A 24,671-nucleotide genomic window follows, 5' to 3' on the forward strand; every position below is an offset into this window, starting at 1 on the left:
GCCAGCAGCGCCAGGCCTTCCCAGCCCTGCTCCATCAGCGCGACCGTCTTGGCGGGCGTCCACCTTTGATCTGCCGCTCGCCAAACCCTCAGTCGGGTCACCGCCCCCCTTGCGGGGGAGGCAAGCGCAGCTTGGCTTGGCGCGCCGCGCCTAGCGCAGCTCGGAGGGGGGTGCGGGAGCCCGGTTCCGGCGTCCGAGACATCTGACACCACCCCAACATCACTGACCCATCCCTCCCCGCAAGGGGGAGGGTGCCTGAGAGATTGGGGCTCGCCCGTCCGGACCTCGTGGTGTTGCACTCGCAGCGCGGAACCCCTTCCCCCACCCCGCCGTTGCCGCACCATCCCTCCGGAGAGGCGAGCGACTGCACCACTGCACGTCCAAGGCGCCTCAATCCAGACAACCGAGACGCCTCGGCTCCTGCAATTCTCCCCCCTTCGAGGGGGAGACGCGAGAGTGTGAGCGCAGCGAACTACTCGCAGCAGAGAGGGGGCCTTCATTCTTCACCGGCAATTGCCTCGCGCCACCGCACCCCAAAACCATATCCGCGTTATACTCCCCCAAGGAGACCGCACATGCTCACCCATTTCCGCACCGCCCAGGACCCGATCTACGCCACTGTGCTCGCCGAACTGCGGCAGGGGGATAAGCGGACGCACTGGATGTGGTTCATCTTTCCGCAGTTGCGGGCGCTGGGGCGGTCGGAGACGGCGCGGCGGTTCGGGATTGCCGATCTCGCCGGGGCCGAACGTTATCTGGCCGATCCGGTGCTCGGTGCGCGGCTGCGCGACTGCGTCGCCACCGTGCTGGGGGTCGAGAATCGCACGGCGCACGAGATCTTCCATTCCCCGGACGATCTGAAATTCCGCTCCAGCCTGACGCTGTTCGAGGCTGCGGCCAAGGCTTCCGATCCGCAGCCCTTTGCCGATGCACTTGACCGCTTTTATGACGGCGTGCGCGATCCGAGGACGCTGGAGCTGCTAGCGAGCTAAACCGCGTCACCGGCCCGTCATGCCGTTCAAAACCGCGCGAGCCAATTCGGCTGGCAGTTGCGCCGGGCGGGTAGCCTGTCGTACCCCTCCGGCGTGGCCGAGGGGAATCGGTCGCAGTACCAGCCGGGAGTGGACGCTTTGGCAGGGTCGGGAAACCGTCACGAGACTGAACTGCAATCTGTCATTGCCGACAGACGCTCGGCCGAGCGTCTGCAAGCGCTGGCGCTGCTGGCCTTTGCGCCGGACGAGCTGGCCGCAATTCCGCCCGAGCACCGCAAGGTGCTCGACATGCTGCTTCGCCGGCTGCTGGAGCGCAGCCCGACCGAGCCCGATATCGCCGATTGCCTGCGCGTCCGGCAGCAGTTCGAGAGCTATTGCGACAACCAGACCGGCAGCTCCGCCGGCCTCCGCCTCGCAGCGCAGCTGCGCTAGGTCCTGGCTACTCGAGCAGCTTGCGCATTTCGGCGTCGCCACGCATGTAGCGGCCGGTGGATTCGCGCGGTGCGTTGAGGGCGCCGAGCACGATCCAGAGAGCGATCAGCCCCAGGCTGAGCAGTGCAATCTGGCCGAGCGGCAGGCGCCGGACGGCGCCGACGACACGCGCCGGCAAGAGCATGAAGCGGATCACCGGCAGCGCCAGGATCGCCAGCATCAGCAGCCATTCCATCGCTCTCTCCCCTTCGAGTTGTCCTTTCCGGACGTGCGACGACAGGTCTATGCTAGACCCGTATGGTAAACGATTGCTTGTCGGGGCGGACCGCACTATGACCCGCGCCGAGTGCTGGAGAGTTGTTCATGTGCCGGATTTTGACGTTCATCTTCATGGCGATTTTGGTGTTTCTGACGCCTGTGCAGGCGCAGACGCTTGAGGCGCTCGACGCTGCCGAGGCGCAGGTCAGCGCTGCCTGGGACGCCACGCCGCTGACGTTCCGCAAGACGCTGTTCGCCGAAAGCATCGACGCCTTCGGGGTGTACACAGAAAAGACCGGCACCGTGTTCGCCCCCGGCGAGCCGATCGTGGTCTATGCCGAACCGGTCGGCTATGGCTACAGAAACAACCCCGATGGCACCTATGCGTTCGGCTTCGATTTCGACCTCGTGGTCAAGACCGCCGACGGCGACATCGTCGCCGGCAAGGATGGCTTTGCGCATTTCGAGCTGGTCAGCAAGGCGCAGAACCGCGAGTTCCTGGTCAGCCTGACGCTGTCGCTGAACGAAGCGCCGGCAGGCAGATATGTGCTCGAATATTTGGCGCATGACATCGCCTCGGACGAGACCGCGACCATCTCGATGCCCTTCAGCATCGGCGAGTGAGGACTGGCGAAGCCGGGTGAATCTGGCTATATCGCGGCCATGACCTCCCTCAACCCGTTTCGCCCGGCGCCTTTCGAGGCCATCGTCTTTGATATGGACGGCACCCTGCTCGATACCGAGATGGTGTTCCGCGACATCGTCTATGACGTGGCCGGGACGCTGGGCTTCGAGATGACCGAGACCATCCATCTGGGGATGGTGGGGTCCAGCCATGAGGCGTCCAACGCCCTGCTGGTGGAAGCCTACGGGGTGACGTTCCCCTACGCGATCTTCGATCATCACTGCCGCATCAAGATGAAGGCACGGATGGAAGAGGCGGTGCCGGTGAAGGCCGGGGTGCACGAAATGCTCGGCGAGTTGAAGACGCGCGGCATTCCCGCGGCGGTCGCCACCTCGTCGCGGTCGCCGCATGCCATCAGCCACCTGGGCGCGGCCGGCCTGCTGGATGCGTTCGAGACCATCGTGACGCGGGACGACGTCACCCACCCCAAGCCGCATCCCGAACCCTATCTGACGGCGGCCGGCCGCCTCGGCATCGCGCCCGGCAATTGCCTGGCGGTCGAAGACTCGCATGCCGGTGTGCGCGCCGCGCATGCGGCGGGCATGCAGACCATCATGGTGCCCGATCTCGTGCATCCGTCGGACGAAATCCGCCAGCTTTGCGCCGCAGTGCTCGAGAGCCTGCACGACCTGCGCCACGCGGCCTTCCGGCCCTAGCCGCCCTTCGTCACTTCGGGCTGCAGTGCACCACACCAGTGTGGTGCAGCGGCAACGATTCGCATTTGAATTAACTTGCAGCCATCGCGACCCTGTTCGCGGCGGCAGGCATTCGCATGCATGTTCAATGTGTTAGCTGGACAATTGGCGCAATTAACTACAAATTAAGACGCTAACATTCATGGTTAAGTAACTGTAAATTTTGGGTTCCATCGGCCGAAGAGCTCGGCTAGGGTGCCGCCGGGTCACGGTTCCGTGTTGGCCCGGACGTTTAGACGATGCTGCCGCGGGGGTGGTATCGGGGGAAGGGTGGCAGATTGACGGCTCAGCCGTTGACCAGATTGGCGTGTCGCTTCAAGCACGTCGTGGCCTCGTGTGCCGCAGCCCTGTTGCTGGCTGGCGCCTTGTCGTCGGCCTCCGCCGAGGATGTTGCGGTTGTCGACGCGACGCTTTTTCCAGCCCCGATGACGCAAGCGGTTGCCGCCAAGCGTCAGCAGTATTTCGAAGCGACCCAGCCCAAGCTGACCCCTGAATTGCTGGCCGCCTATGTCGAGCGGCAGCGCAGCATCAAGAATTTCAACGGCTTCAACGTCACGCCGACCGGCGTCGAACTCACCGAAGCCGTGCTCTCGAGCTATATCGCCAAGCGCCGCAATGACGCCCTCGATGCCATCGAGAGTGTCGATACCAGCGGCCCGGCTCTGACGCCTGCCGTGCTGGTTGCCTATGCGGAAAAGCAGTACGTGCCGACCGTCAAGAAGGTGAAGCTGGCCGACAGCGAACGCCTTTGCCTGGCGCAGGCCATCTATCACGAGGCGCGCGGTGAATCGACGGATGGCCAGATGGCGGTCGCCAACGTCATCATCAACCGCGCCTTCTCCAAGAAGTACCCGTCGACGATCTGCGGCGTGGTGTTCCAGAACGCCGACAAGGGCAAATACAAGTGCCAGTTCACCTTCGCCTGCGACGGGCGGAGCGACATGGGCACCGAGCGCACGGCCTGGAACAATTCGGTCAAGATGGCGGAAAAGGCCTTCTCCGAGTTCCAGCAGGGCGAGCGCCCGGATGTGCTGCCGGGTTCGGCACTGTTCTACCACACCACCGCGGTGGCGCCGAAGTGGTCGCACAGCTTCCGCCGTGTGGCGGCCATCGGCTCTCACGTCTTCTACTCCTCGAACTGATCCGTCTCTGATCGGCTGATACGGCGTGGCACAAGCCGCGCCTTTTTTGCATGCCTTTCCGCCCGGCCGGCGTTGCCGCCTCCGGTTGGTGTGTGGTGGATCGGGCCCCGAGGCGCTTGCCGTCTCTGGGTATGATAATAACGAGACGGTAGCCGCCTCGGGGAACCGGGTTTTGTGGCATTGTCCCGCGCTTCGGGAGACTGGAGCCCGACTTGCCGCCCCTTTTCAACTCCGTGCACTTGGCCCAGGGGCGTGAGACGACTCCCTTCCCCCTCCCGGCAGTCCCCTCCGCAAGCGTTCGTCGCGCTTCCCGTCCGTCGCGGGGAGATGGGGGAAGATTACGCCGAGCGGAGAGGGCGGGGACAAGTTTTACGATGCGGCTGGATCATCCCGCGGCGTCAGTGGCTTGCAGCTGTCGTCCGCGCGAGTGACATCGGCGGGATGAATGACCCATCGTGGCTCTCGCCCCCCCACCCCGACCCTCCCCGCGAGGGAGAGGCTGACGGAGGGGCTGGCGAATAATGGAGGCGCTGGCGTCTACTGGGTCCCGGCGTGCGCCGGGATGACGCCGGTGGGGGGTGGCAAGTGAGGGGCTACCAACGGCAGAGAGACCTCATCCTGAGCCTGTCGAAGGATGAGGTCGGGTTGCGGAGCGTGCAAGCAGGTGGCGCAGCCGGTGCGGCCCCTCGTGGATCGACAGGCTCACCATGAGGAGGCGCACTATGAGGGGTGAGAGAGATGCGCGATGTGCAGTGGCGAAGGTGCGACAGCCGCAAAAGCCTCAAGCGTCTCCCTGCAGCGCAGCTTGGCAGGAGGGTTTGGCATGGCCGGATGGCGATGTGAGCCAGGGGAGAGGCAAACGCCTCTCCGGGTTCTTCAGCTACTCCGCGGCCTGGATGGCCGGCCCGTCGAACTTCCTGAAATTGTCGGTGAAGCGCTTGAGCAGGGCCTGGGCTGCCGTGTCATAGGCAGCGGGGTCGGGCCAGCATTGGCGCGGGTCGAGCAGGCGGGGGTCGACGCCGGGCACAGCGGTAGGGACATCGAGGCCGAAAACCGGGTCGCGGCGCATCGGGACGTTGTCGAGTTCACCGGACAGGGCAGCGTCGAGCAGGCGGCGGGTGGAGGCGATATCGATGCGCTGGCCGGTGCCATAGGCGCCGCCGGTCCAACCGGTGTTGAGCAGCCAGGTGCGGGCACCGCTGGTGCGGAGCCGCTCCTCGAGCAGACGGCCATAGACCTTGGGGTGGAGCGGCATGAAGGGCGCTCCGAAGCAGGCCGAAAACGTCGCGGCGGGCTCGGTCACGCCGCGTTCGGTGCCGGCGACCTTGGCGGTATAGCCGGAGAGAAAATGGTAGACCGCCTGTTCCGGGCTGAGGCGCGAAATCGGCGGCAGGACGCCAAAGGCATCGGCCGTCAGGAACACCACGGTGTTCGGCGTGCCGCCGACGCCGCCCGGGGCGATGGCCGGAAGCGTCTCGATCGGATAGGCGGCGCGGGTGTTTTCCGTCAACGACACGTCATCGTAGAGCGGCCGCCTGTCAGCGCCCAGCCTGAGGTTTTCCAGCACCGTGCCAAAGCTGCGGGTGGCCGCGAAGATCTCCGGTTCTGAGGTCGCGCTGAGCTTGACCGTCTTGGCGTAGCAGCCGCCCTCGAGGTTGAAAACACCGTCTATCGACCAGCCATGCTCATCGTCGCCGATCAGCGGACGGGCCGGATCGTTGGAGAGCGTCGTCTTGCCGGTACCCGAGAGGCCAAAGAACAGGGCCACGTCGCCCCTGGCACCGACATTGGCCGAGCAATGCATGGGCAGCACATCGGCCCGCGGCGCATGGAAGTTGAACAGCGAGAACACCGACTTCTTGATCTCGCCGGCATAGGCCGTGCCGGCGATCAGCACCAGCTTGCGGGTCATGTCGAGGGCGATGACGGTGTCGCTGCGCGTGCCGTGGCGCGCCGGGTCGGCCTTGAAGCTGGGCAGATGCAGGATGGTGACATCGGCGCCCGGCTGCGGCTTGTCCTGCCGGATCAGCAGATTGCGGATGAAGAGCGCGTGCCAGGCGGTTTCGGTGAAGACGGTTACACGCAGCTGGTGGCGCGGGTCGGCGCCGGCCAGCAGATGCTGACGATGCAAGCTCAGGCCATCGACGGCATTGAGCATGTCCTCGGCCAGAGCTTCGAACTGGGCGGGCCGCATCGCAGCGGAATTGTCCCACCACACGGTGTCGGCGGTGAGCGTGTCAGCGACAATGAACTTGTCCTTGACCGAACGCCCGGTGAAGACGCCGGTGGTCACCGCGAGGGCGCCGTCAGCGGTCAGTTGTCCCTCGTTGCGGACAAGTGCCTCGGTCATCAGGGCCGGAACGTCGGCGTCCCAGGTGACCGCTGCCGCCTGTTCGGCGATACGCAAATGCAGGTCGTCGTGGTCCAGAACAGTCATCTTGTCTGCCTCGCAACTCGCTGGGTCGGGCCAAGTGGTACGGGCAGTTCAGGTCCTCCGGCCATCCCCGAATCGGTCTTACGACCATAGTCTCAGCGGGGTGCTTCGCCTTACCTTTCCAGCTATTAACTGGTAACCGGAGAGAACCCGCCTTATTTATGCGTAAATGTGGCAGTCAACCTCTGCCACAATCCGGCATGCGTCGCGCCGGGGATTATAAGGAAGGGAACGAGATGCCCAAGATTGCCCTGGTGGACGATGACCGCAATATCCTGACCTCGGTGTCACTGACACTGGAGGCAGAAGGCTACAATGTCTCGACCTATACTGACGGCGCATCGGGGCTTGAGGGCCTCACCAATGACAGGCCGGATCTGGCCATCCTCGATATCAAGATGCCGCGCATGGACGGCATGGAACTGCTGCGCCGGCTGCGGCAGAAATCGGATCTGCCGGTGATTTTCCTCACTTCCAAGGACGAGGAAATCGACGAATTGTTCGGCCTTAAGATGGGCGCCGATGATTTCATCACCAAGCCATTCAGCCAGCGGTTGCTGGTCGAGCGGGTCAAATCGATCCTGCGCCGCGCCGCGCCGCGCGATCCGACCTCCACCACCGCCGGCAGCGAGCCGACGCCGGGCAAGGCGCTGATCGAGCGCGGCGCCCTGGTGATGGACGAGGAACGGCATACCTGCACCTGGAAAGGGCAGCGCGTCACGCTGACGGTAACCGAGTTCCTGATCCTGCAGGCCCTGGCGCTGCGGCCGGGCGTGGTCAAGTCGCGCAATGCCCTGATGGACGCGGCCTATGACGACCAGGTGTATGTCGACGACCGCACGATCGACAGCCACATCAAGCGGCTGCGCAAGAAGTTCAAGGCAACCGACGACGACTTCGAAATGATCGAGACGCTGTACGGCGTGGGCTATCGCTTCAAGGAACAGTAGGAGCGTCTGTGGCCGTTACCGGGCACGATCTGCAAGACGAGAAATCCGAGCCCGGTGGTGACGCGCAGCGCGGCGACGGCGGCGGTGCGTTTCTCCGACGCGTCCTCGGTGGCCTCAGCCGGGCCTGGCGAAGTGTCGGGCGCTTTATCGGCGCCACGATATTTTCCAGTCTGGCACAGCGCATCATCGTACTCAATCTGGCCGGGCTCGCCGTGCTGGTGCTGGGCATCCTGTTCCTCAACCAGTGGCGCACCGGGCTGATCGATGCGCGGTTGCAGAGCCTGCGCGTGCAGGGCGAGATCATTGCTTCAGCGATTGCGGCATCGGCGACGGTCGACAGCGACGTCATCACCGTCAATCCCGACCGGCTGCTGGAACTCAAGACCGGCGATGCCGTGTCGTCTCTCAGCTTTTTCGATCCGGCGCTGGATTTTCCGATCAATCCGGAGCGGATTGCACCGCTGCTGCGCAACCTGGTGACGCCGACGAGGACCCGGGCCCGGATCTACGACAGGGAAGGACTGCTGATCCTCGACAGCGCCAACCTCTATGCCCGCGGTGAAGTGCTGCGGTCGCTGAGCCGGCAGCAGGACGGCACCGGGTTTTTCCTGTTCGACTGGTGGAACACGCTGATGGCCTGGCTGCCGGGCGACGATTTTCCGCTGTATCAGGAATATGGCGCCGACGAAGGCACCCGCTATCCGGAGGTCGCGGCGGCGCTGACCGGGGCGGCAACGGCGATCGTCCGGGTGGATGCCAAGCACCAGCTGGTGGTGTCGGTGGCGGTGCCGGTGCAGCGCGTGCGCGCCACCGTGGGCGTGCTGCTGCTCTCGACCAATCCGGGGGAGATCGACCAGATCGATACCGCCGAGCGCTGGGGCATCCTGCGCATTGCGCTGGTGGCGGCAACGGTGACAATCATCCTCTCGCTGCTGCTGGCGGGCACGATTGCAGGGCCGTTGGGTCGGCTGGCGAGCGCGGCCGAACGGGTGCAGAGTTCGGCAACGATGCGGGCCGAAATCCCGGACTTTTCAGATCGCCCGGACGAAGTGGGACACCTGTCGCGGGCGCTACGCGCCATGACCTCGGCGCTCTACAACCGCATCGAGGCGATCGAGCGGTTTGCCGCCGACGTGGCACATGAGCTCAAGAACCCGCTGACCTCGCTGCGCTCGGCGGTCGAGACGCTGCCGCGGGCCAAGCGCGCGGAAGACCGCGAGAGACTGCACGCCATCATCCAGCACGACGTCAAGCGGCTCGACCGGCTGATCTCTGACATTTCCAACGCCAGCCGCCTCGACGCAGAACTGGCGCGGCAGAGCGTGGAAGTGGTGGACGTCGAAAAGCTGGTGGAGACCATGGTGTCGATCCAGACCGACCTCGCCTCGGGCCGCAACGTGACGGTGAAGCTCGACAAGCGGTCCGGAAAGCAGGCGGCCATGGCGCTCGGGCATGACAGCCGGCTGGCGCAGGTGTTCAACAACCTGATCGACAATGCGGTGTCGTTCTCGCCGCCGGGCGGCACGGTCAATGTTGCGGTATCGACGACGGAAACCCAGATCACCGTGACGGTGAGCGACGAGGGCCCCGGCATTCGAGGCGATATCAGCCGGATTTTCCAGCGCTTCTACACCGACCGGCCCGATGGCGAGCATTTCGGCGATCACTCGGGGCTCGGGCTGTCGATTTCCAAGCAGATCATCGAGGCCCACAAGGGTACGATCAAAGCCGAGAACCGCACCGATCGCAGCGGCGCGCGGTTCACCGTGACGCTGCGCCGGACGCCGACCGAGAAGGCCCGGAAATGAGTATCCCCGAGAATATCCATGCCACCGGGCTGCGGCTCGGTGGACTGGGTGTGATGCTGCGGGGGCCGTCCGGAGCCGGAAAGTCGCTGCTGGCACTGGAACTGTTCGACCAGTGGGAGGCGCGCGGACTCGAGGCATTGCTGGTGGGAGACGACCGGCTGGATCTGCTGGTCGATGGCGTGCGCCTGATGATGCACGGCCCCGAGAACATCGCGGGACTGATCGAGTTGCGCGGTCGGGGCATCGTGCGGCGTGCGTCGGTGGCGCGCTGCCAGGTGCATGTGGTGGTCGATCTGGTACCCCTGCTCGAGCGCATGGTCGAGGAGAGCGACCTGGTCACCGAGGTGATGGGGGTGCGGTTGCCGCGCTGCCCGGTTCCGCAGGCGGGAATCGTTGATGCGCGGCATCAGATCATGCTGATCCGGGAGGCTTTGCGGGAAGTCTCGGCCGGAAAGGGCCAGACGCGTCAAAAAGACACTTGAATCCGAAAGGATGAGGGGCAAAACTCCCCGGGGTGCCGCCTCCGGCATGCCGATTGGGGAATATGCATGATTGGCATGGTTCTGGTGACCCACGGGGCGCTGGCCATCGAGTTCAAAGCCGCACTGGAACATGTCGTCGGTCCACAGGAGTTTGTGGAAACGGTAGCCATTGGGCCCGACGACGACATGGAAGAGCGGCGGAACGATATTCTCGGTTGCGTCGATGCCGCCGACCAGGGTCAGGGCGTGGTCATCCTGACCGACATGTTCGGTGGTACGCCTTCGAACCTGGCGATTTCGGTGATGCAGAACCGTGGCGTCGAGGTCATCGCCGGGATGAACCTGCCGATGCTGGTCAAACTGGCGCGCGTCCGCGGCGAGCTCGACATCAAGGCAGCGGTGAGCATGGCGGCGGAAGCCGGGCGCAAATACATCAACGTGGCCAGCGATACGCTTGGCGGTTGAGCCGTTTTCCGGCACAATGGCTCGATGGATACTGCGGCAGGTTCAGATCGGGCGCTGGCTCAGCAATTGACGATCGTCAATCGCAAGGGTCTGCATGCGCGGGCGTCGGCGCGATTTGTGCGCACAGCCGAGTGTTTCGACGCCGAGATCAAGGTTGTCCGCGAGGGACAGTCGGTAGCCGGCAATTCCATCATGGGCCTGATGATGCTGGGGGCCGGTCCGGGCGCCACCATTCTGGTGCAGGTCACCGGCAAGCAGGCGCGCGAGGCGCTCGATGCGATCACCACGCTCGTCAATAACGGCTTTGACGAGGACAACGAGGGTGTCGAGGCCGATTGAGCGAGGCCGTGGAGCTCTGCGCCCCCGACCCTGGCTGGGCTGCTGCGTTTGTCCGTGAGCGTGCACTGATCGCGCCTATCCTCGGTGCCAGTGCCAAGCTGATCGAACATATGGGGTCGACGGCCATCCCCGGCCTGCCGGCCAAGCCGATCATCGACATCATCGTGCTGGTCGAGGATCTCGACGTGGCCAGGGCTGCCATCCCGGCGCTTGAGGCTACCGGCTACAGCTTCTGGGCCGATAATCCGGACAAGACACGGCTCTTTCTGGTCAGGGGCCTGCCGCCAGCACCCCGCCGGACGCATCACCTGCATATCCACGACGATGCCGACGAAGTGCAACGCCATCTCCTGTTTCGGGACCACCTGCGGAGCCACCCCGCTGTGCGAGACGCCTACCTTGCGCTCAAGACCGAGCTGGCGGCGCGCTATCGCGACGACCGGGAGACCTATTCGACGCAGAAGTCGGCGTTCATCGATGACCTGGTGCTGTCACTGGGCGGTCCGGCACGGCAGCATTGAACTCACGACCGCCCTGCGCCGTTGACTTGAGGCGAGGTTCGCCCCAGCTATCGGGACAGAGGAGGATCGTTGGTGCGCAGAGCTCTCAGCATTGTCGGCGGCCTGGCTCTCGGCGTCACGCTGAGCCAGTTTCCCGAATATGCCCAGCAATATACGCAGCGCCTCGGCGGGGCGGTCGACGAGTTGCGGATCATCACGGTGGAATTCGACACCGCCGCCGCCGCGGCCGGACTGACCCGCGACGACGCCATTGCCCGCTATTCGGCCACCGGCGACACCTTCATTGCAGGGCGCGGCCAGTCGGCGGCGCGAACATTTGCACGCTATGACGAACTTAGCGCGATGCTGGAGAGCATCCGGGGCGCCGATGCGGCGCAGCGCCTGATGCTGTTGCCGCAGTTCATGGACAGCGAGATCGGGGCGCGAGCGCTGGAGGATTTCGAGCCCGCCGTGCCGGTCAGCCTTGAAGGTATCGCCTATGCCGGCGGCGGCTTCCTGCTCGGCTATCTGCTGACGTCGGGGCTGACGTGGCTTGCCCTGCTGCCTCTTCGCCGCCGCCGCGAGGCCCGCCCATAAAGGGGATATAAAGAATCCTTTATGTCCTACGTTGATCCCGTGGCCCGGCTTGCGTATAAGCGGGCCAACAGCACAACGCGGAGCTTCAGCCACATGGCCACCAAGACCACCGACTACGCCGTCAAAGACATTTCGCTCGCCGACTATGGCCGCAAGGAACTCGATATCGCCGAGATCGAAATGCCCGGCCTGATGGCCATCCGCGAGGAATATGCCGCATCGCAGCCGCTCAAGGGCGCGCGCATTGCCGGCTCGCTGCACATGACCGTCCAGACGGCCGTGCTGATCGAGACGCTTGTCGCACTCGGCGCGGAAGTGCGCTGGGTCAGCTGCAACATCTTTTCGACCCAGGACCATGCCGCCGCGGCGATCGCCGCCGCCGGCATCCCGGTCTTCGCCCACAAGGGCGAGACGCTGGAAGAGTACTGGGCCTTTACCGACCGCATGATGGACTGGCCGGGCAGCACACCCAACATGATCCTCGACGATGGTGGCGACGCCACCATGTATATTCTGAACGGCGCCAAGGCCGAGGTTGATCCCTCCTTCCTTGAAAAGCCCACCAATGAAGAAGAAGAAATCTTCTTTGCCACCATCAAGCGCCGCCTGGCATCCAGCCCGGGCTTCTTCACCAAGATCCGCGACAGCATTCGCGGCGTGTCCGAAGAGACCACGACAGGTGTGATGCGTCTCTACCAGTTGCATGCCAAGGGCGAACTGCCGTTCCCGGCCATCAACGTCAATGACTCGGTCACCAAGTCCAAGTTCGACAACAAGTACGGCACGCGTGAATCGCTGGTCGACGCCATCCGCCGCGGCACCGACGTGATGCTGGCGGGCAAGGTGGCGATCGTTTGCGGTTTCGGCGATGTGGGCAAGGGCTCGGCGGAATCGCTGCGCGGCGCCGGCGCCCGCGTGCTGGTGACCGAAGTCGACCCGATCTGTGCGCTGCAGGCCGCCATGGAAGGCTTTGAGGTGGTGACCCTCGAGGAAGCCGCGCATCGCGCCGACGTGGTGGTCACCGCGACGGGCAACCGTGACGTGCTGATGGTTGACGACATGCGCAAGCTCAAGGACATGGCGATCGTCTGCAATATCGGGCACTTCGACAACGAGATCGACGTTCTCGGTCTGCGCAACTTCAAGTGGACCAATGTGAAGCCGCAGGTCGACATGATCGAGAAGCCCGATGGCAAGCGGCTGATCCTGCTGTCCGAAGGCCGTCTGGTGAACCTGGGCAATGCCACCGGTCACCCGAGCTTTGTGATGAGCGCCTCGTTCGCCAACCAGACGCTGGCGCAGATCGAGCTGTGGACCAACGGCAAGTCGCTCGAGAAGAAGGTGCACGTGCTGCCCAAGCACCTGGACGAGAAGGTTGCCGAACTGCATCTGGCCAAGCTGGGCGCCAAGCTGACCAAGCTGACCCAGAAGCAGGCCGACTATATTGGCGTCAGCCAGGCCGGCCCGTTCAAGTCGGGCGAGTACCGCTACTAAGATTATCGCCGTCTGTGGCTTTTAGGGCCCTATCCGTGCGCGGGTAGGGCTCTTTGTTTTTGCTAAAGAATCTTGTGATCCGGCGCGGGCGTTAACGAAGCGTTCACTGTTCGGACCGCGGTCAATGGCCTTTATGGGCATTTTGCCCGCTGTCCACACCCCTAAAGACTCTTTTTCGCGATTCCCCGGACCGCTATCTTGCAGTGATTCGGTGGTCTGGGGGCTCAGGCTGCAAGACGTAGTCGCTGGCGGAAACGTTGGCGGCGCTGGCGATTCGACGCGCATGCGCGTGACGGCCAGCCTCGCGTAACGAGTAAGCGTAGCATCGATCAATCGCGATCGGTGCATTGGCGGCGGTTCTTAGAATGAGGCAATGCATGAAGCCGGAGACAATCCGGAATGGTTGGGGATTCGCGGGTCTGTCCGCGTCCGTCCTGGCCCTCCTGAGTGCCAGTCCGGCTCTCGCGCAGGCGCAAAGCCAGGGCTTCAGCACCGGCGTTCTTTCAGGCGCCATGCCGCTGACCATTGCGCTGGGTGCGGGTGCGTTTGCGCTTCTGGCCATGACGCTGGTGCGCCGGCTGCTCAAGGATGCCAAGCAGGACAAGCGCCAGTCCAACCAGCAAATCGCCTCGCTTCGGGCACTGGTCGATGAATACGAGGCCCTGCTGTCAGGCACCGGTGAAGTCACCGTGCTCTGGACCGAGAACACCGGCGGGCCGAAATTTCTGGGTCAGACGTCGATCATCCTCCCCCCGGGGCGACGCCCCGAGGCGGTGCTGGAATTCGATCTCTGGCTGCGCGACGAAGAGGCCGATGCTCTGGCTCACGCGCTGGAGGCACTGAAAGTGCATGGGCGCGGCTTTGACCTGTCGCTGCGCACCCGCGACAACATGCTGATCCGCGCCTCGGGCTGGGTGCTGGGCAGCGGGACGGCGCTGAAGCTGCGCCGCGCGGCACAGCAGATCCCTGTCGACCCGGAGCTCGACTCCCGCAAGGCAAGCGCCGACTTTGCCGTGGCCAAGACCGTGCTGGCCGCCCTCGGTGTTCCCGCGTTCCTGCGCAATGGCGCGCAGAAGCTGGTCTTTGCCAATGCCGCCTATCACGAGCTGGCGCGGACGCTGGGCAAGCGCAGCTCGGATGCGCAGCCGGCCGAACTGCATGACCTGCAGGCCGCACAAAAGCAGTTGCTTGCCGCCCCGGCCGGAACGCGGCCACAGCCGGCTACCATCGTACTGCCCGAAGCCGGCACCTACGAACTGATGCAGTTCCACATCAATGACGGCACAGCAGGCTTCCTGCGGCCCCGCAAGGATCGCGCCCGCGAGGCCCGCGACGCCAATCTCAGCCATCTGTCGTCGGTGATCGATGCACTGGCGACGCCCATCGCCATCTTCAATGGCAATCGCGAGCTGGTGCAGTACAACAGCGCCTATTGCGCATTGTGGGGGCTCGACCCCAACTGGCTGCGGTTGGGGATGGACGAACGCGCCATCCTCGACAAGCTGCGGACCGACGGCAAGCTGCCGAACGAGCCCGACTACCAGGCATGGCGCGCCCGGCACCTGACCAGCTACGCCTTGAGCAAGCCACGCGAGAGCGACCCATGGCACCTGCCTGACGGCCGCACGGTGCAGGTGATCGCGGCACCGGCTGGCCCCAATGGCGGGGTGATCTATGTGTTCGAGGACATCACCGACCAGTTGCAGCTCAAGAGCCTGAACAAGGCGCTGACCGATGTGCAGCGCTCGACGCTCAATGCGCTGTCGGAAGGCGTGGCAGTGTTCGGCACCAATGGCCGGCTGACGCTCTACAACCCGCGCTTTTCGGTGCTGTGGAAGGTGTCGACGACGCTGCTCGACGAGAATCCGCATATCGACCAGATCGCGGCCGCCGTCGCGACGGCCATGCCGGAAGACGGACCATCGCTGTGGCGCGACCTGAAGCGCGGCATCATTGATCTCAACCCGACCCGCTCGGACCAGTCCGGCCGGTTGACCCGCGCGGACGGGCGCATGCTGGATTATGCGGTGGTCCGGTTGCCCGACGGGCAGACGATGATGACCTTCCTCGATGTCACCGACAGCGCCAAGTACTCGCTGATGCTGCGCGAACGCAACGAGGCACTGGTCACCGCCGACCGCCTGAAGGACGCCTTCGTGCAGAACGTGTCCTACGAATTGCGCTCGCCGCTGACCAATATCATCGGCTTCGCCGACCTGCTGTCATCCAAGGCCGCGGGCGACCTCAACGAACGCCAGCAGTCCTATACCGACTATATCCGGGCCTCGAGCGTCACCCTTGGCGTCCTGATCGACAACATTCTGGACCTGGCAACGGTGGATGCCGGCATTGCCGAGCTGCAGCCCGAGCCGCAGGATATCGGTGCCCTGGTCGACAAGGCCCGCGCCGGACTGGCCGCGACCTTCCCCGAGATCGACGGCGAAAATTCGATCAACCTTGTCGTCGAGATTGCGCCCGACCTGCCGCTGTTCGTGGCCGACGGGACGCGCGTGGTGCAGGTGCTCTACAATCTGCTGTCTTCGGCGGCTCGGTTCTCGGAACCCGGCGGCGAAGTGAAGCTGACAATCACCGGCCGCGGCGATCGCATGCTGTTCATCGTTGAAGACGAGGGCTCGGGGATGGGCGAGGAAATGCGCGCCGCCCTGCTGGAACGCAATGACACGCAGGCGATTGCCGGACGGCAGCGTGGCGCCGGGCTTGGCCTCGCCATCGTCCGGGCCTTCGTCAACCTGCATGGCGGTACCGTGACCGTTGAGAAGCGCGGCTCCCGCGGCAGCCGCGTCACCGTCAACCTGCCGGCCGATGCCTCGCTGCAGCAGGCCGGCGCCGCCGAATAGGCGATGACACGCCACCACCTTCGCGACGATGCTGCCACCGCCGCCTTCGGCACGCGCCTGGCGGCAGCACTGAAGCCGGGCGACCTGGTACTGCTCGATGGCGACCTTGGGGCCGGCAAGACCGCCCTCGCCCGTGCGGTGATCCGGCAGCTCGTCGGCGACCCGCGGCTCGACGTGCCGTCGCCAAGCTTTGCTCTGGTGCAGCCCTATGAGGCGAAGGGCGTGCCGGTGCTGCATGCCGATCTCTATCGGCTGGCAAGCGAGGCCGAAATCGATGAACTGGGGCTGTTCGACCGGGCCGGTGCCATTGTGCTGGTGGAGTGGCCCGAGCGTGCCCCGTCACTGGCGGGCCGCGCCGATGTGACCGTCGCCTTGTCGGTGCCTGCTGACGGGGCCGGACGAGACGTCGAGATCACGTTTGCCGATGGCCGGGGGCTGGACTGACTGGACAGGGGGGCTCGCCCTCGCTCAAATCCGGCATGGACCGATTCCCCGATGTGATGATCCTTGCAGCCGGCCTCGGCACGCGCATGCGGCCGCTGACGGAGGCGACGCCGAAGCCGCTGCTCAAGGTGGCAGGCGTGCCGCTGCTCGACCGGGTCGCCGCACTGGCGCAGGACGAGGGCGCCCGGCGCTTCGTGGTCAACGCGCATCATCATGCCGACCAAGTCGAGGCACATGTGGCGGCGATGAATGCCACTCCGGACGGAGGAGATTTCGTGCTGTCACCGGAGGCAAGCCTGCTCGATACCGGCGGCGGAGTGAAAGCGGCATTGGGGGCGCTGGAGACCGATCCGTTTCTCGTCATGAACGCGGACAGCCTGTGGCTGGCAGGCGACCGGCCGCTGCAGCGGATGCGGGCGGCCTATGACGGACGGATCGTGCTGCTCTGCGTGCACCCGATGCGAGCCTCCGGCTTTTCCCGCCGCAGCCATGATTTCTGCCTGGCGCCGGACGGGGAGATCACCAATGACCGCGGCGCGCCGGTGATCTATGCCGGGACCGCGCTGTTGCCGCGATCGATTTTCGAGGGCACGCCGGACGGACCGTTTTCGCTGTTCGACCTGTTCGAGGCGGCGCTGGAGCGCGGGGCGTTGCGGGGTGTCGCACTGGGCACCGACTGGCTGCATATCGGCGACCCGCAGGCGCTGGCGGCAGCCGAGGCGCGGCTTGCCCGATGAGCCGGGCGCAGAAGCTGTTCACCATCGCGCCGGATGCGCCGTTTCTGGCAACGCTGGCCGACCGGATCATCGACGGCACGCTGCTACAGGGCTGGCCACAGACCGGGCCGTTCTGGCTCAGCGATGTCACCATCGTGCTGCCGACGCGGCGGGCGCGGCTGAAGCTGGCGCAGGCGCTGATGGAGCGCGGGCAGACGCTGTTGCCCGATATCCGTACCTTTGGCGGGGAGGTGGCCGACGAGGAACCGTTCCTGCCGCCGTTCGACCTGCCGGCACTGCCGCAGGCAGCACCGCCGTTTGCGCGGACGCTGACGCTGGCGCGGCTGATCGACGCCTGGGCACGGACCACCGACGGTCAACGCGTGCTGGCCACGCCGCCCAATGCTGCGGAAGTGCTGGGACTGGCCAATTCGCTGGGCGGATTGCTCGATGACCTGGTGATCGAGGGCGTATCGGCGGACGCGGTGCTGGCGGTACCGGCCGAGAACCTGCCGGAGAACTGGCAGCAGGTGCTGGACTTCCTCAACATCGCGCTGCGGACATGGCCGGACATACTGGCGGCGAACGGCAGAGCCGACCCGCCGCAGCTGCGCAACGAGCGCCTGCGGCGCCAGGCCGCGACGGCGGGTTTGCTCTACGGGGACCGCCCGGTGATTGCGGCGGGCTCGACCGGCTCGATCCCGGCCACGGCGGAGTTGCTGCAGGCCGTCGCTGGTCTGCCGCGCGGTGCGGTTGTGCTGCCCGGACTTGATACCACGTTATCTTCGGAGCAACACGAGGCTCTGCTCGATCAGAGCGCGTCGCCTCATGGGCATGCACAGTACGGACTCTCTCAACTGCTGCGGCAGTTTGGCACGACACATGGCGAAGTGACCGAGCTTGCCGAAAAGCCCCAGCCGCGCACCCGCGTGGTTCGTACCGCGCTGGCTCTGGCGGCAGAAACCGAGGGCTGGGCCGGATTGCGCGCCGATTTGCATAGCACGTTATCTTCGGCGATGAACGGCGTGTCTGTTATCGCTGCGCGCACCCAGGATGAAGAGGCGCGCGCCGTGGTGCTGGCGGCACGGGAGGCCTTGGTGGCCGGCCAAAGTGTGGGCATCATCTCGCCGGACCAGTCCCTGTCACGGCGCATTGCCATGGAGTTCCGGCGCTTCGGCGTCGAGGTCGACGACGCGGCGGGCGTGCCGCTGTTCCAGTCGCCGGCGGGACGACTGGTGCGGATCGTCCTGGCCTGTGCGGCGTCCGGCTTTGCGCCGGTGGATCTGATGGCGTTGCTGCAGAACGGCGCGACGACGCTGGGACTGGAACGGGCCGAGGTGTCGCGCGTCGGGCAATTGATCGATCTGGGGCTGTTGCGCGGACAGCGTCCGGCAACCGGTCTCAGGGGATTGCGCGCCTTGCTGACGGCGAACCTCGATCGGCTCACCCGCCATCCGGCAAGGAAGCTGGAGCCGGAAGAGGGCGTTGCCATTGCCGAGCTCTTCGACCGGCTGTCGCGTGCCCTGCAGCCGCTCTGCGACCTGCTGGCCAGGGGCAGGTTCGGTGTCGCCGATCTGGCGACGCAACTGGCCACGACGATGGAGGCCGTGACCGACGGCAAGGACTTCCCGGGATTTGCAGAGTTCCGGCGCTGGGCCGAGGAGCTCGGGGCGCAGGCCGGCGAAGGTCCTGAAATCCCACCGGTGACACTCGACGCCGTGCTGGGAACGCTGATGGCCGGAATGACGGTGACGGCGCAGAAACCGGGACGCGACGACGTGATGATCTGGGGCCAGCTGGAAGCGCGGTTGCAGAACCCCGACCTGCTGATCCTCACCGGGCTCAACGAGGACGTGTGGCCGCGCGTCGCCGATCCGGGACCGTGGCTCAGCCGGGGCATGCGGCTGGCGGCGGGGCTGGAGCCGCCGGAACGCCAGCAGGGACAGGCGGCGCACGACTTCGAGATGGCGATGGGCAATGCGCAAGTGGTGCTGGCCTACGCCGAGCGGCGCGGCACGTCGCCGGCATTGCCGTCGCGCTTCCTGCAACGGCTCGAAGCCTTCCTGGGGGAAGCGGCCGGGCCGCTCAGGCAACGCGGGCAGCGCTGGATCGACATGGCGCGGCGGCTCGATGCCGTCGCGGCGCTTCCGGTGCCAGCGGTTCGACCTCTCCCCAGTCCGCCGGTGGCCCTGCGCCCGTCGAAGCTCTCGGTGACCGAGATCGAGACGCTGTTCCGCTCGCCCTACGACATCTACGCCAGGCATGTGCTGAAGCTCAGAAAATTGCCGGCGCTAGGCGATGAGCCGGATGCCCGCGAACGCGGATCGATGATCCATGACGTCTTCGACCGGTTTGTTTCAGGCGGGCACGACTTTGCCGCCCCCGATGCGCGGGCGCAGCTGATGGCGATGGCGGAGCAGGCCTTCTCAGGCCTCGATGCGATCGGCGAACGCCGTGATATCTGGCTGAAGCGGTTCGAGCGGGCCGCAGAAGAGTTTCTCGCCTATGAGCGGTCACGCGAGCCGGTCGTACGCCAGCGTCATGCCGAGATTTCCGGGGCATGGCACCTGCCGATCGGCTTTACGCTGACGGGCAAGGCCGACCGCATCGATGAACTGCATGACGGGACAGTGCAGATCATCGACTTCAAGACCGGCTCGATCCCGACGCCCAAATCGATGAAGGCGTTCGAAGCCCCGCAGTTGCTGCTGGAAGCGGCCATGGCGCAGGCCGGCGCCTTCGGGGGGGTGCCCGCGGCCGAGATTTCGGCCCTCACCTATATCAAGATCGGGCTGGGACCGGATGCTCTCTCGACGACGCCGTTCAAGGCGCGTGACGGACTCGACCTGCCGACGGCAACCGACGAGGTCGCGCGCCGGCTGCAGGGACATGTCGAGGCGCTGCTGATGAGCGACGCCCGGCCGCTGGCGGCGCGCATCCGTCCTGACATCACCCGGCGCTATCGCGGCGACTACGACCATCTGGCCCGCACCGACGAGTGGACCATCCAGGCGGGAGAGGACGAATGAGCGAGCGTCCGCTGTTCGACCCCCTGCCCCAGCACGTCACCGACCTGCAGCGGCAGGCTGCCGATCCGGGAAGTTCGACCTGGGTGGAGGCCAATGCCGGGTCCGGCAAGACGCGCGTGCTCACCGACCGCGTGCTGCGGCTGATGCTGGCCGGGGTGAAGCCGGACCAGATTCTCTGCCTTACCTACACCAAGGCGGCAGCCGCAGAGATGCGGCAGCGGCTCTCCGACCGGCTGGCCGAATGGACGCTGGCAGAAGAGGCCAGGCTGGTTGCCGAGCTGACGGACCTGCTTGGCGAGCGGCCGGCACCATCGACATTCGAACGGGCCCGGACGCTATTTGTCATCGCCCTGGAAACGCCGGGCGGACTGAAGATCCAGACCATCCATGCCTTTTGCGAAAGCGTGCTGCACCGCTTCCCGACAGAAGCGGGCGTGCCGTTCGACTTCAAGGTTGTCGACGACTACGAGCGCGAGACCATGGTGCTCGAGGCGCGGGAGCGGGTGATTGCCGCCGGAATCAATGGCGACCCCGAGCTGGAATTGCCGGTCGAGGTGCTGTTCGACGCGCTGAGCGACTTCGCCATCGCCAAGGCCATCGACCTGGCGCTGAGCGAGAACAGCAAGCTCAAGCAGGTGATCGCCGACAGGAGCGCAGCCAAGCGCCGGCTGCGACGACTGGTCGGACATGCCGAGAGCAGCCCCGGTTCGGGGGCCTTGCGCGATGCGATGGAGCATCAATCGCTGCTGCATCCCGACGATTGCCGCAAGCTGGTCGAGTTGCTGGGCGGCGATCCGCTGAAGACACGCGGCATTCGCTTTGCCGACGTACTGGCGCGGGCCACCCCCGACCGGCCGAGCGCCGATGAGCTGATGGCAGCATTCCTGACCGCCGATGGCGATCCACGCGGAACGCTGATGCCGGCCAAGGACGCCAGTGCACACCCCGAACTTCTGGCCCGGCTGGAGGCGGAGCGGGAGCGCATCCACCAGCTGTCGCGGGATATGGCGCGCGCGGCGCTGGTGGAGCGCTCGGAAGCGCTGCTCGACATTCTCGCTGCCATTTCGGCGCGATACGAGGCGGAAAAGCGCGCCCGCTCGCTGCTGGACTTCGACGATCTCGTCACCCGCATGGGCCGACTGCTGCGCGACCCGGCGCAGGGGCTCTGGGTGCGTTACAAGATCGACGGCGGCCTGACCCATATCCTGGTCGACGAGAGCCAGGACACCAATCCCGAGCAATGGGAAGTGATCGATGCGCTGGTCGAGGAATTCTTCGAGCCCGGCGGTATCGAGCGGCCGCGGACGCTGTTTGCCGTGGGTGACGGCAAACAATCGATCTATTCGTTCCAGGGTGCGGAACCGGCGCTGTTTCACGATTCCGGGGTCAAGTATGAATGGAAGGCGATGGGGGGCAAACTGCCGTTCCGCCGGGTGCGGCTGCGTACCAGCTTTCGCACTCTTCCCGGCGTGCTCGAAGCGGTCGACCTGACGTTCAGGGACGAGGAACGTCGCGATGCCGTGCTCGAGGAAATGGCGATCGTCCATGAAACGGCGCGACGTGACACCGGCGGTTCGGTGACACTGTGGCCGCCGATCCGCGACATCGACGACGAGACCGATCCCGACAAGTGGCCGCTCGAAATCCCCCGCGATGCGCGCAGCGCGGCGCGACAGGTGGCCGAGCGCATGGCCGGGGAGATTGCCACCTGGATCCGCGAGCACCGGCCGCTGGCAGCGCGCGGCCGCGCGGTGCGGCCCGATGATGTGCTGATCCTCGTGCAATCGCGCTCCAGCCTGTTTCATGAGGTCATCCGGGCGCTGCACCGGTTTGGCCTGCCGACGCCGGGCGCCGACCGGCTGGCGGTCACCGGGCATATCGCCGTCCTTGACCTGCTGGCACTCAGCGATGTGCTGCTCAATACGGCCGACCAGTTGCAGCTGGCGGCGCTGCTGCGATCGCCATTGTTCGGCCTCTCCGAAGAGGAGCTCTACGAGCTGGCGCAGCCGCGCCCCGGCGGACTCTGGCGCGCCCTGCGCGAGTCGACGCAACCGCGCGTCATGGCGGCCCACGAGAAGCTGCGTGCCTGGCGCGGTCGTCTGGATTTCGACCGGCCATACGGCTTTTTCGCCCAGGTGCTGCACGCCGAGGGCGGGTTGAAGCTCTTTCACGAGCGCTTCGGCCGCGAGGTCGACGATGTCTTCGCCGAGTTCCTGGAGCTGGCGCTGGCGCACGAGCAGACATCGCAGCCGTCGCTACAGGGCTTCCTGGCTGCGATGCGGTCGCGCGATGTGACCATCAAGCGCGAGCTCAACGAACGCGGCGGCGGCGTGCGGGTGATGACCGTGCACGGGGCCAAGGGGCTCGAAGCGCCAATCGTCATCCTTGCCGATGCGGCGAGCCGGCCCGATAGCCGGCAGACGTCGCGGCCGGTCTATCTGCCGGTGGCCACACCGGGTCCGCTGCTGCTGCATGCCTCGTCCAGATCGGACCACGTGCCGGAAACCCTGGCGCTGCGTGACCGCGAGAACGAGCGGCAGCAGGCCGAATACTGGCGCAAGCTCTACGTGGCGATGACACGGGCCGAGGACGAACTCTATGTCACAGGATCGCTGACCAAGCAGGCCAAGCTCGACGGCACCTGGTACGAGGCCATCGAAAGCTCGCTGCGTCCGGAGAGCGAGGCCATACTGGACGGTGATGGCAACGAGACAGCGCTGCTCTATCCGCGGCAGCGGCCGGTTCCGGCACCGGTGGGCGTTGCAGAGACTGCAACCGCAGCGCTGGCCGAACCGCTGAGCCTGCCGCCCCTCCCCGCGCCGGCGACGGTGCAGGTCGTCCGGCCCTCGTCGGCCTTCGTGCCGGCCGACCCGGTCAAGGTGTTCGAAACGGTTGCCGAGTCGCTACTCGACGCCGAAACGGCGCGGCAGCGCGGCATTGCCATTCATGCGCTGCTGCAGCATCTGGGCCGGGTACCGGTCGCCGATCGTGCGGCCGTGGCGAACAAGGCGCTGGCGACCTTGCTGCCAAGGGCGCCGGAACTGCACGCCGAAACCGCGCAGCGGGCGCTCTCGATCCTCGGCAATCCGGACTTTGCCGAGCTCTTCGGACCGCAGTCGCGCGCCGAGGTACCGTTCCTCACCGAGGCCCGGCGCAATGGGCAGGATATCAGGCTGGCCGGGCGTTTCGACCGGCTGGTGGTGACGGACACAAAGGTGCTGGTGGTGGACTTCAAATCCGATGCACTCGCCCCCGCCGACGCCGCCCAGGTGCCGGCCGCCTACCTCACCCAGCTCGGGCTCTATGCACTGGTTGCAAGGCAGCTTTACCCCGGTCTCCCCGTGCGGGCGGCCATCCTCTGGACGTCGTTGGAATCCCTGCTAGAATTGCCGGGCGAAGCACTGGCAGAGGCCAGCCGGGGCTTCACCATGCGGTGACAATCGTTGAAGTGTGACTGGACTCTCCCTAGGTTTTCCATCAAACAGACCGCCGCTTTCAACCCAAAGGCAAATGCAATGACAACTCAGGTTTCCGACGCCAATTTTGGCGAGGAAGTACTGTCTTCCAAAGAACCCGTCCTGGTCGACTTCTGGGCGGAATGGTGCGGCCCCTGCCGTGCAATCGGTCCGATTCTGGAAGAGCTTTCTTCTGAACTCGCGGGCAAGGTGAAAATCGTCAAGCTGAACGTCGACGAGAATCCCGACACCACCGTCAAGTATGGTGTGCGCTCGATCCCGACCATGATCCTTTTCAAGGGCGGCGAAGCTGCCGACATGAAGATCGGCGCGGGTACGCCCAAGGCCGGCCTTTCCAAGTGGCTTGAGGGTCACGCTGCCTGATCGGGCGCGCGTCTCGCCACTTCTGAACCCAAAAACGCCGCCGGACCTTCCGGCGGCGTTTTTCATTGTCGGGCCGCTCGGTGGAAACCTGTGCCTTCCCAGCGGCGCCGACTCGGCCTAGCCTTCATCGCAAGACACCGATGGAGACAAGAGATGGCCCAACTCGTTACCGACAGCACTTTCGATGCCGAGGTGCTCGGCGCCAGCGAACCGGTGCTGGTGGATTTCTGGGCGGAATGGTGCGGGCCCTGCAAGGCGATGGACCCCATCCTCGACGACCTCAGCCGCGACCTCGCCGGCAAGGTCAAGATCGTCAAGCTCAACGTCGAGGAGAACATCGACATCGTGACCCGCTACAACGTCCGCGCCATGCCGACGATGATCGTGTTTCGCGATGGTGAGCCGGTGGACGCGCGCGTCGGCTCCGGCCAGTCCCGGGTGCAACTGACCAAATGGCTGGACGAGTTCCAGGGCTAACCTGCGCAGTGCTCAGTGCGGCCGCCGGACGATAT

General features: G+C 65.4%; 22 protein-coding genes. 20 read left to right on the top strand and 2 right to left on the bottom strand.

Features of this window, described 5'->3' with window-relative positions:
• The first annotated feature begins 575 nt into the window (after positions 1-575).
• Both AC0L4C_RS03610 and AC0L4C_RS03615 read left to right on the top strand, forming a co-directional pair.
• Complete coding sequence (locus AC0L4C_RS03610) at positions 576-992, top strand: DUF1810 domain-containing protein (protein ID WP_473402160.1); 417 nt, start codon at positions 576-578, stop codon at positions 990-992.
• A 138-nt stretch (positions 993-1,130) separates the two neighbouring features.
• A complete protein-coding gene (locus tag AC0L4C_RS03615) occupies positions 1,131-1,424 on the top strand; it encodes a hypothetical protein (protein WP_473402161.1) in 294 nt (97 codons plus the stop codon).
• Positions 1,425-1,431: 7 nt separating this feature from the next.
• Here the strand turns inward: AC0L4C_RS03615 and AC0L4C_RS03620 are convergent, their stop codons facing one another.
• Entirely contained in the window at positions 1,432-1,659 is a 228-nt protein-coding gene (locus AC0L4C_RS03620) for a hypothetical protein (protein WP_473402162.1), read from the bottom strand.
• A gap of 128 nt (positions 1,660-1,787) precedes the next feature.
• Between AC0L4C_RS03620 and AC0L4C_RS03625 the strand changes: the two genes are divergently transcribed.
• From AC0L4C_RS03625 to AC0L4C_RS03635, 3 genes are all read left to right on the top strand, one after another.
• A complete protein-coding gene (locus AC0L4C_RS03625) occupies positions 1,788-2,306 on the top strand; it encodes a hypothetical protein (RefSeq protein WP_473402163.1) in 519 nt (172 codons plus the stop codon).
• A gap of 39 nt (positions 2,307-2,345) precedes the next feature.
• Positions 2,346-3,023, top strand: a complete 678-nt coding sequence (locus AC0L4C_RS03630; RefSeq protein ID WP_473402164.1) for an HAD family hydrolase — start codon at positions 2,346-2,348, stop codon at positions 3,021-3,023.
• A gap of 332 nt (positions 3,024-3,355) precedes the next feature.
• Positions 3,356-4,204, top strand: a complete 849-nt coding sequence (locus AC0L4C_RS03635) for a cell wall hydrolase (RefSeq protein WP_473402165.1) — start codon at positions 3,356-3,358, stop codon at positions 4,202-4,204.
• A gap of 880 nt (positions 4,205-5,084) precedes the next feature.
• Here the strand turns inward: AC0L4C_RS03635 and pckA are convergent.
• The gene (pckA, locus tag AC0L4C_RS03640; protein ID WP_473402166.1) at positions 5,085-6,641 is read right to left on the bottom strand and encodes a phosphoenolpyruvate carboxykinase (ATP); all 1,557 of its coding nucleotides are present in this window, start codon (positions 6,639-6,641) and stop codon (positions 5,085-5,087) included.
• A 233-nt stretch (positions 6,642-6,874) separates the two neighbouring features.
• Between pckA and AC0L4C_RS03645 the strand changes: the two genes are divergently transcribed.
• The 15 genes from AC0L4C_RS03645 to trxA (AC0L4C_RS03715) all read left to right on the top strand — a co-directional run bounded on the left by AC0L4C_RS03645 (position 6,875) and on the right by trxA (AC0L4C_RS03715) (position 24,636).
• A complete protein-coding gene (locus tag AC0L4C_RS03645) occupies positions 6,875-7,588 on the top strand; it encodes a response regulator transcription factor (RefSeq protein ID WP_473402167.1) in 714 nt (237 codons plus the stop codon).
• Positions 7,589-7,596: 8 nt separating this feature from the next.
• Entirely contained in the window at positions 7,597-9,396 is a 1,800-nt protein-coding gene (locus AC0L4C_RS03650) for a stimulus-sensing domain-containing protein (protein ID WP_473402168.1), read from the top strand.
• Entirely contained in the window at positions 9,393-9,878 is a 486-nt protein-coding gene (locus tag AC0L4C_RS03655; protein WP_473402169.1) for an HPr kinase/phosphorylase, read from the top strand. The genes AC0L4C_RS03650 and AC0L4C_RS03655 overlap by 4 nt, the downstream gene beginning before the upstream one ends.
• 66 nt (positions 9,879-9,944) lie before the next feature.
• The gene (locus AC0L4C_RS03660) at positions 9,945-10,343 is read left to right on the top strand and encodes a PTS sugar transporter subunit IIA (protein WP_473402170.1); all 399 of its coding nucleotides are present in this window, start codon (positions 9,945-9,947) and stop codon (positions 10,341-10,343) included.
• Between the two features lie 24 nt (positions 10,344-10,367).
• The gene (locus tag AC0L4C_RS03665; RefSeq protein ID WP_473402171.1) at positions 10,368-10,682 is read left to right on the top strand and encodes an HPr family phosphocarrier protein; all 315 of its coding nucleotides are present in this window, start codon (positions 10,368-10,370) and stop codon (positions 10,680-10,682) included.
• Complete coding sequence (locus tag AC0L4C_RS03670; protein WP_473402172.1) at positions 10,679-11,203, top strand: GrpB family protein; 525 nt, start codon at positions 10,679-10,681, stop codon at positions 11,201-11,203. Before AC0L4C_RS03665 ends, AC0L4C_RS03670 begins: the two co-directional genes overlap by 4 nt.
• Positions 11,204-11,275: 72 nt before the next feature.
• Entirely contained in the window at positions 11,276-11,779 is a 504-nt protein-coding gene (locus AC0L4C_RS03675; RefSeq protein WP_473402173.1) for a DUF2937 family protein, read from the top strand.
• 93 nt (positions 11,780-11,872) lie between these two features.
• Positions 11,873-13,273: an adenosylhomocysteinase gene (ahcY, locus tag AC0L4C_RS03680; RefSeq protein ID WP_473402174.1), complete on the top strand. Its 1,401-nt coding sequence runs from the start codon at positions 11,873-11,875 to the stop codon at positions 13,271-13,273.
• A gap of 377 nt (positions 13,274-13,650) precedes the next feature.
• Positions 13,651-16,131, top strand: coding sequence for a sensor histidine kinase (locus tag AC0L4C_RS03685; RefSeq protein WP_473402175.1), 2,481 nt, complete (start codon positions 13,651-13,653; stop codon positions 16,129-16,131).
• Between the two features lie 3 nt (positions 16,132-16,134).
• Positions 16,135-16,575 carry a tRNA (adenosine(37)-N6)-threonylcarbamoyltransferase complex ATPase subunit type 1 TsaE gene (gene tsaE / locus AC0L4C_RS03690; protein WP_473402176.1) on the top strand — a complete coding sequence of 147 codons (441 nt, stop codon included), beginning with the start codon at positions 16,135-16,137 and terminating at the stop codon, positions 16,573-16,575.
• 35 nt (positions 16,576-16,610) lie between these two features.
• Complete coding sequence (locus AC0L4C_RS03695; RefSeq protein WP_473402177.1) at positions 16,611-17,312, top strand: nucleotidyltransferase family protein; 702 nt, start codon at positions 16,611-16,613, stop codon at positions 17,310-17,312.
• Positions 17,309-20,320, top strand: a complete 3,012-nt coding sequence (addB, locus tag AC0L4C_RS03700; protein ID WP_473402178.1) for a double-strand break repair protein AddB — start codon at positions 17,309-17,311, stop codon at positions 20,318-20,320. The genes AC0L4C_RS03695 and addB overlap by 4 nt, the downstream gene beginning before the upstream one ends.
• Positions 20,317-23,757, top strand: a complete 3,441-nt coding sequence (gene addA / locus AC0L4C_RS03705; protein WP_473402179.1) for a double-strand break repair helicase AddA — start codon at positions 20,317-20,319, stop codon at positions 23,755-23,757. Before addB ends, addA begins: the two co-directional genes overlap by 4 nt.
• A gap of 78 nt (positions 23,758-23,835) precedes the next feature.
• The gene (gene trxA / locus AC0L4C_RS03710; protein WP_473402181.1) at positions 23,836-24,159 is read left to right on the top strand and encodes a thioredoxin; all 324 of its coding nucleotides are present in this window, start codon (positions 23,836-23,838) and stop codon (positions 24,157-24,159) included.
• A gap of 153 nt (positions 24,160-24,312) precedes the next feature.
• Positions 24,313-24,636 (top strand): thioredoxin, encoded by a 324-nt coding sequence (gene trxA, locus AC0L4C_RS03715; RefSeq protein ID WP_473402182.1) that lies wholly within the window; start codon positions 24,313-24,315, stop codon positions 24,634-24,636.
• The last annotated feature ends 35 nt before the right edge of the window (positions 24,637-24,671 follow it).

The organism is Devosia sp. J20-27 (assembly GCF_055808595.1).

Coding starts and splice junctions, on each gene's coding strand:
- AC0L4C_RS03610 (WP_473402160.1), top strand. CDS start 576: ATGCTCACCCATTTCCGCACCGCCCAGGACCCGATCTACGCCACTGTG.
- AC0L4C_RS03620 (WP_473402162.1), bottom strand. CDS start 1,659: ATGGAATGGCTGCTGATGCTGGCGATCCTGGCGCTGCCGGTGATCCGC.
- AC0L4C_RS03625 (WP_473402163.1), top strand. CDS start 1,788: ATGTGCCGGATTTTGACGTTCATCTTCATGGCGATTTTGGTGTTTCTG.
- AC0L4C_RS03630 (WP_473402164.1), top strand. CDS start 2,346: ATGACCTCCCTCAACCCGTTTCGCCCGGCGCCTTTCGAGGCCATCGTC.
- pckA (WP_473402166.1), bottom strand. CDS start 6,641: ATGACTGTTCTGGACCACGACGACCTGCATTTGCGTATCGCCGAACAG.
- AC0L4C_RS03645 (WP_473402167.1), top strand. CDS start 6,875: ATGCCCAAGATTGCCCTGGTGGACGATGACCGCAATATCCTGACCTCG.
- AC0L4C_RS03655 (WP_473402169.1), top strand. CDS start 9,393: ATGAGTATCCCCGAGAATATCCATGCCACCGGGCTGCGGCTCGGTGGA.
- AC0L4C_RS03660 (WP_473402170.1), top strand. CDS start 9,945: ATGATTGGCATGGTTCTGGTGACCCACGGGGCGCTGGCCATCGAGTTC.
- AC0L4C_RS03665 (WP_473402171.1), top strand. CDS start 10,368: ATGGATACTGCGGCAGGTTCAGATCGGGCGCTGGCTCAGCAATTGACG.
- ahcY (WP_473402174.1), top strand. CDS start 11,873: ATGGCCACCAAGACCACCGACTACGCCGTCAAAGACATTTCGCTCGCC.
- AC0L4C_RS03685 (WP_473402175.1), top strand. CDS start 13,651: ATGAAGCCGGAGACAATCCGGAATGGTTGGGGATTCGCGGGTCTGTCC.
- tsaE (WP_473402176.1), top strand. CDS start 16,135: ATGACACGCCACCACCTTCGCGACGATGCTGCCACCGCCGCCTTCGGC.
- AC0L4C_RS03695 (WP_473402177.1), top strand. CDS start 16,611: ATGGACCGATTCCCCGATGTGATGATCCTTGCAGCCGGCCTCGGCACG.
- addB (WP_473402178.1), top strand. CDS start 17,309: ATGAGCCGGGCGCAGAAGCTGTTCACCATCGCGCCGGATGCGCCGTTT.
- addA (WP_473402179.1), top strand. CDS start 20,317: ATGAGCGAGCGTCCGCTGTTCGACCCCCTGCCCCAGCACGTCACCGAC.
- trxA (WP_473402181.1), top strand. CDS start 23,836: ATGACAACTCAGGTTTCCGACGCCAATTTTGGCGAGGAAGTACTGTCT.
- trxA (WP_473402182.1), top strand. CDS start 24,313: ATGGCCCAACTCGTTACCGACAGCACTTTCGATGCCGAGGTGCTCGGC.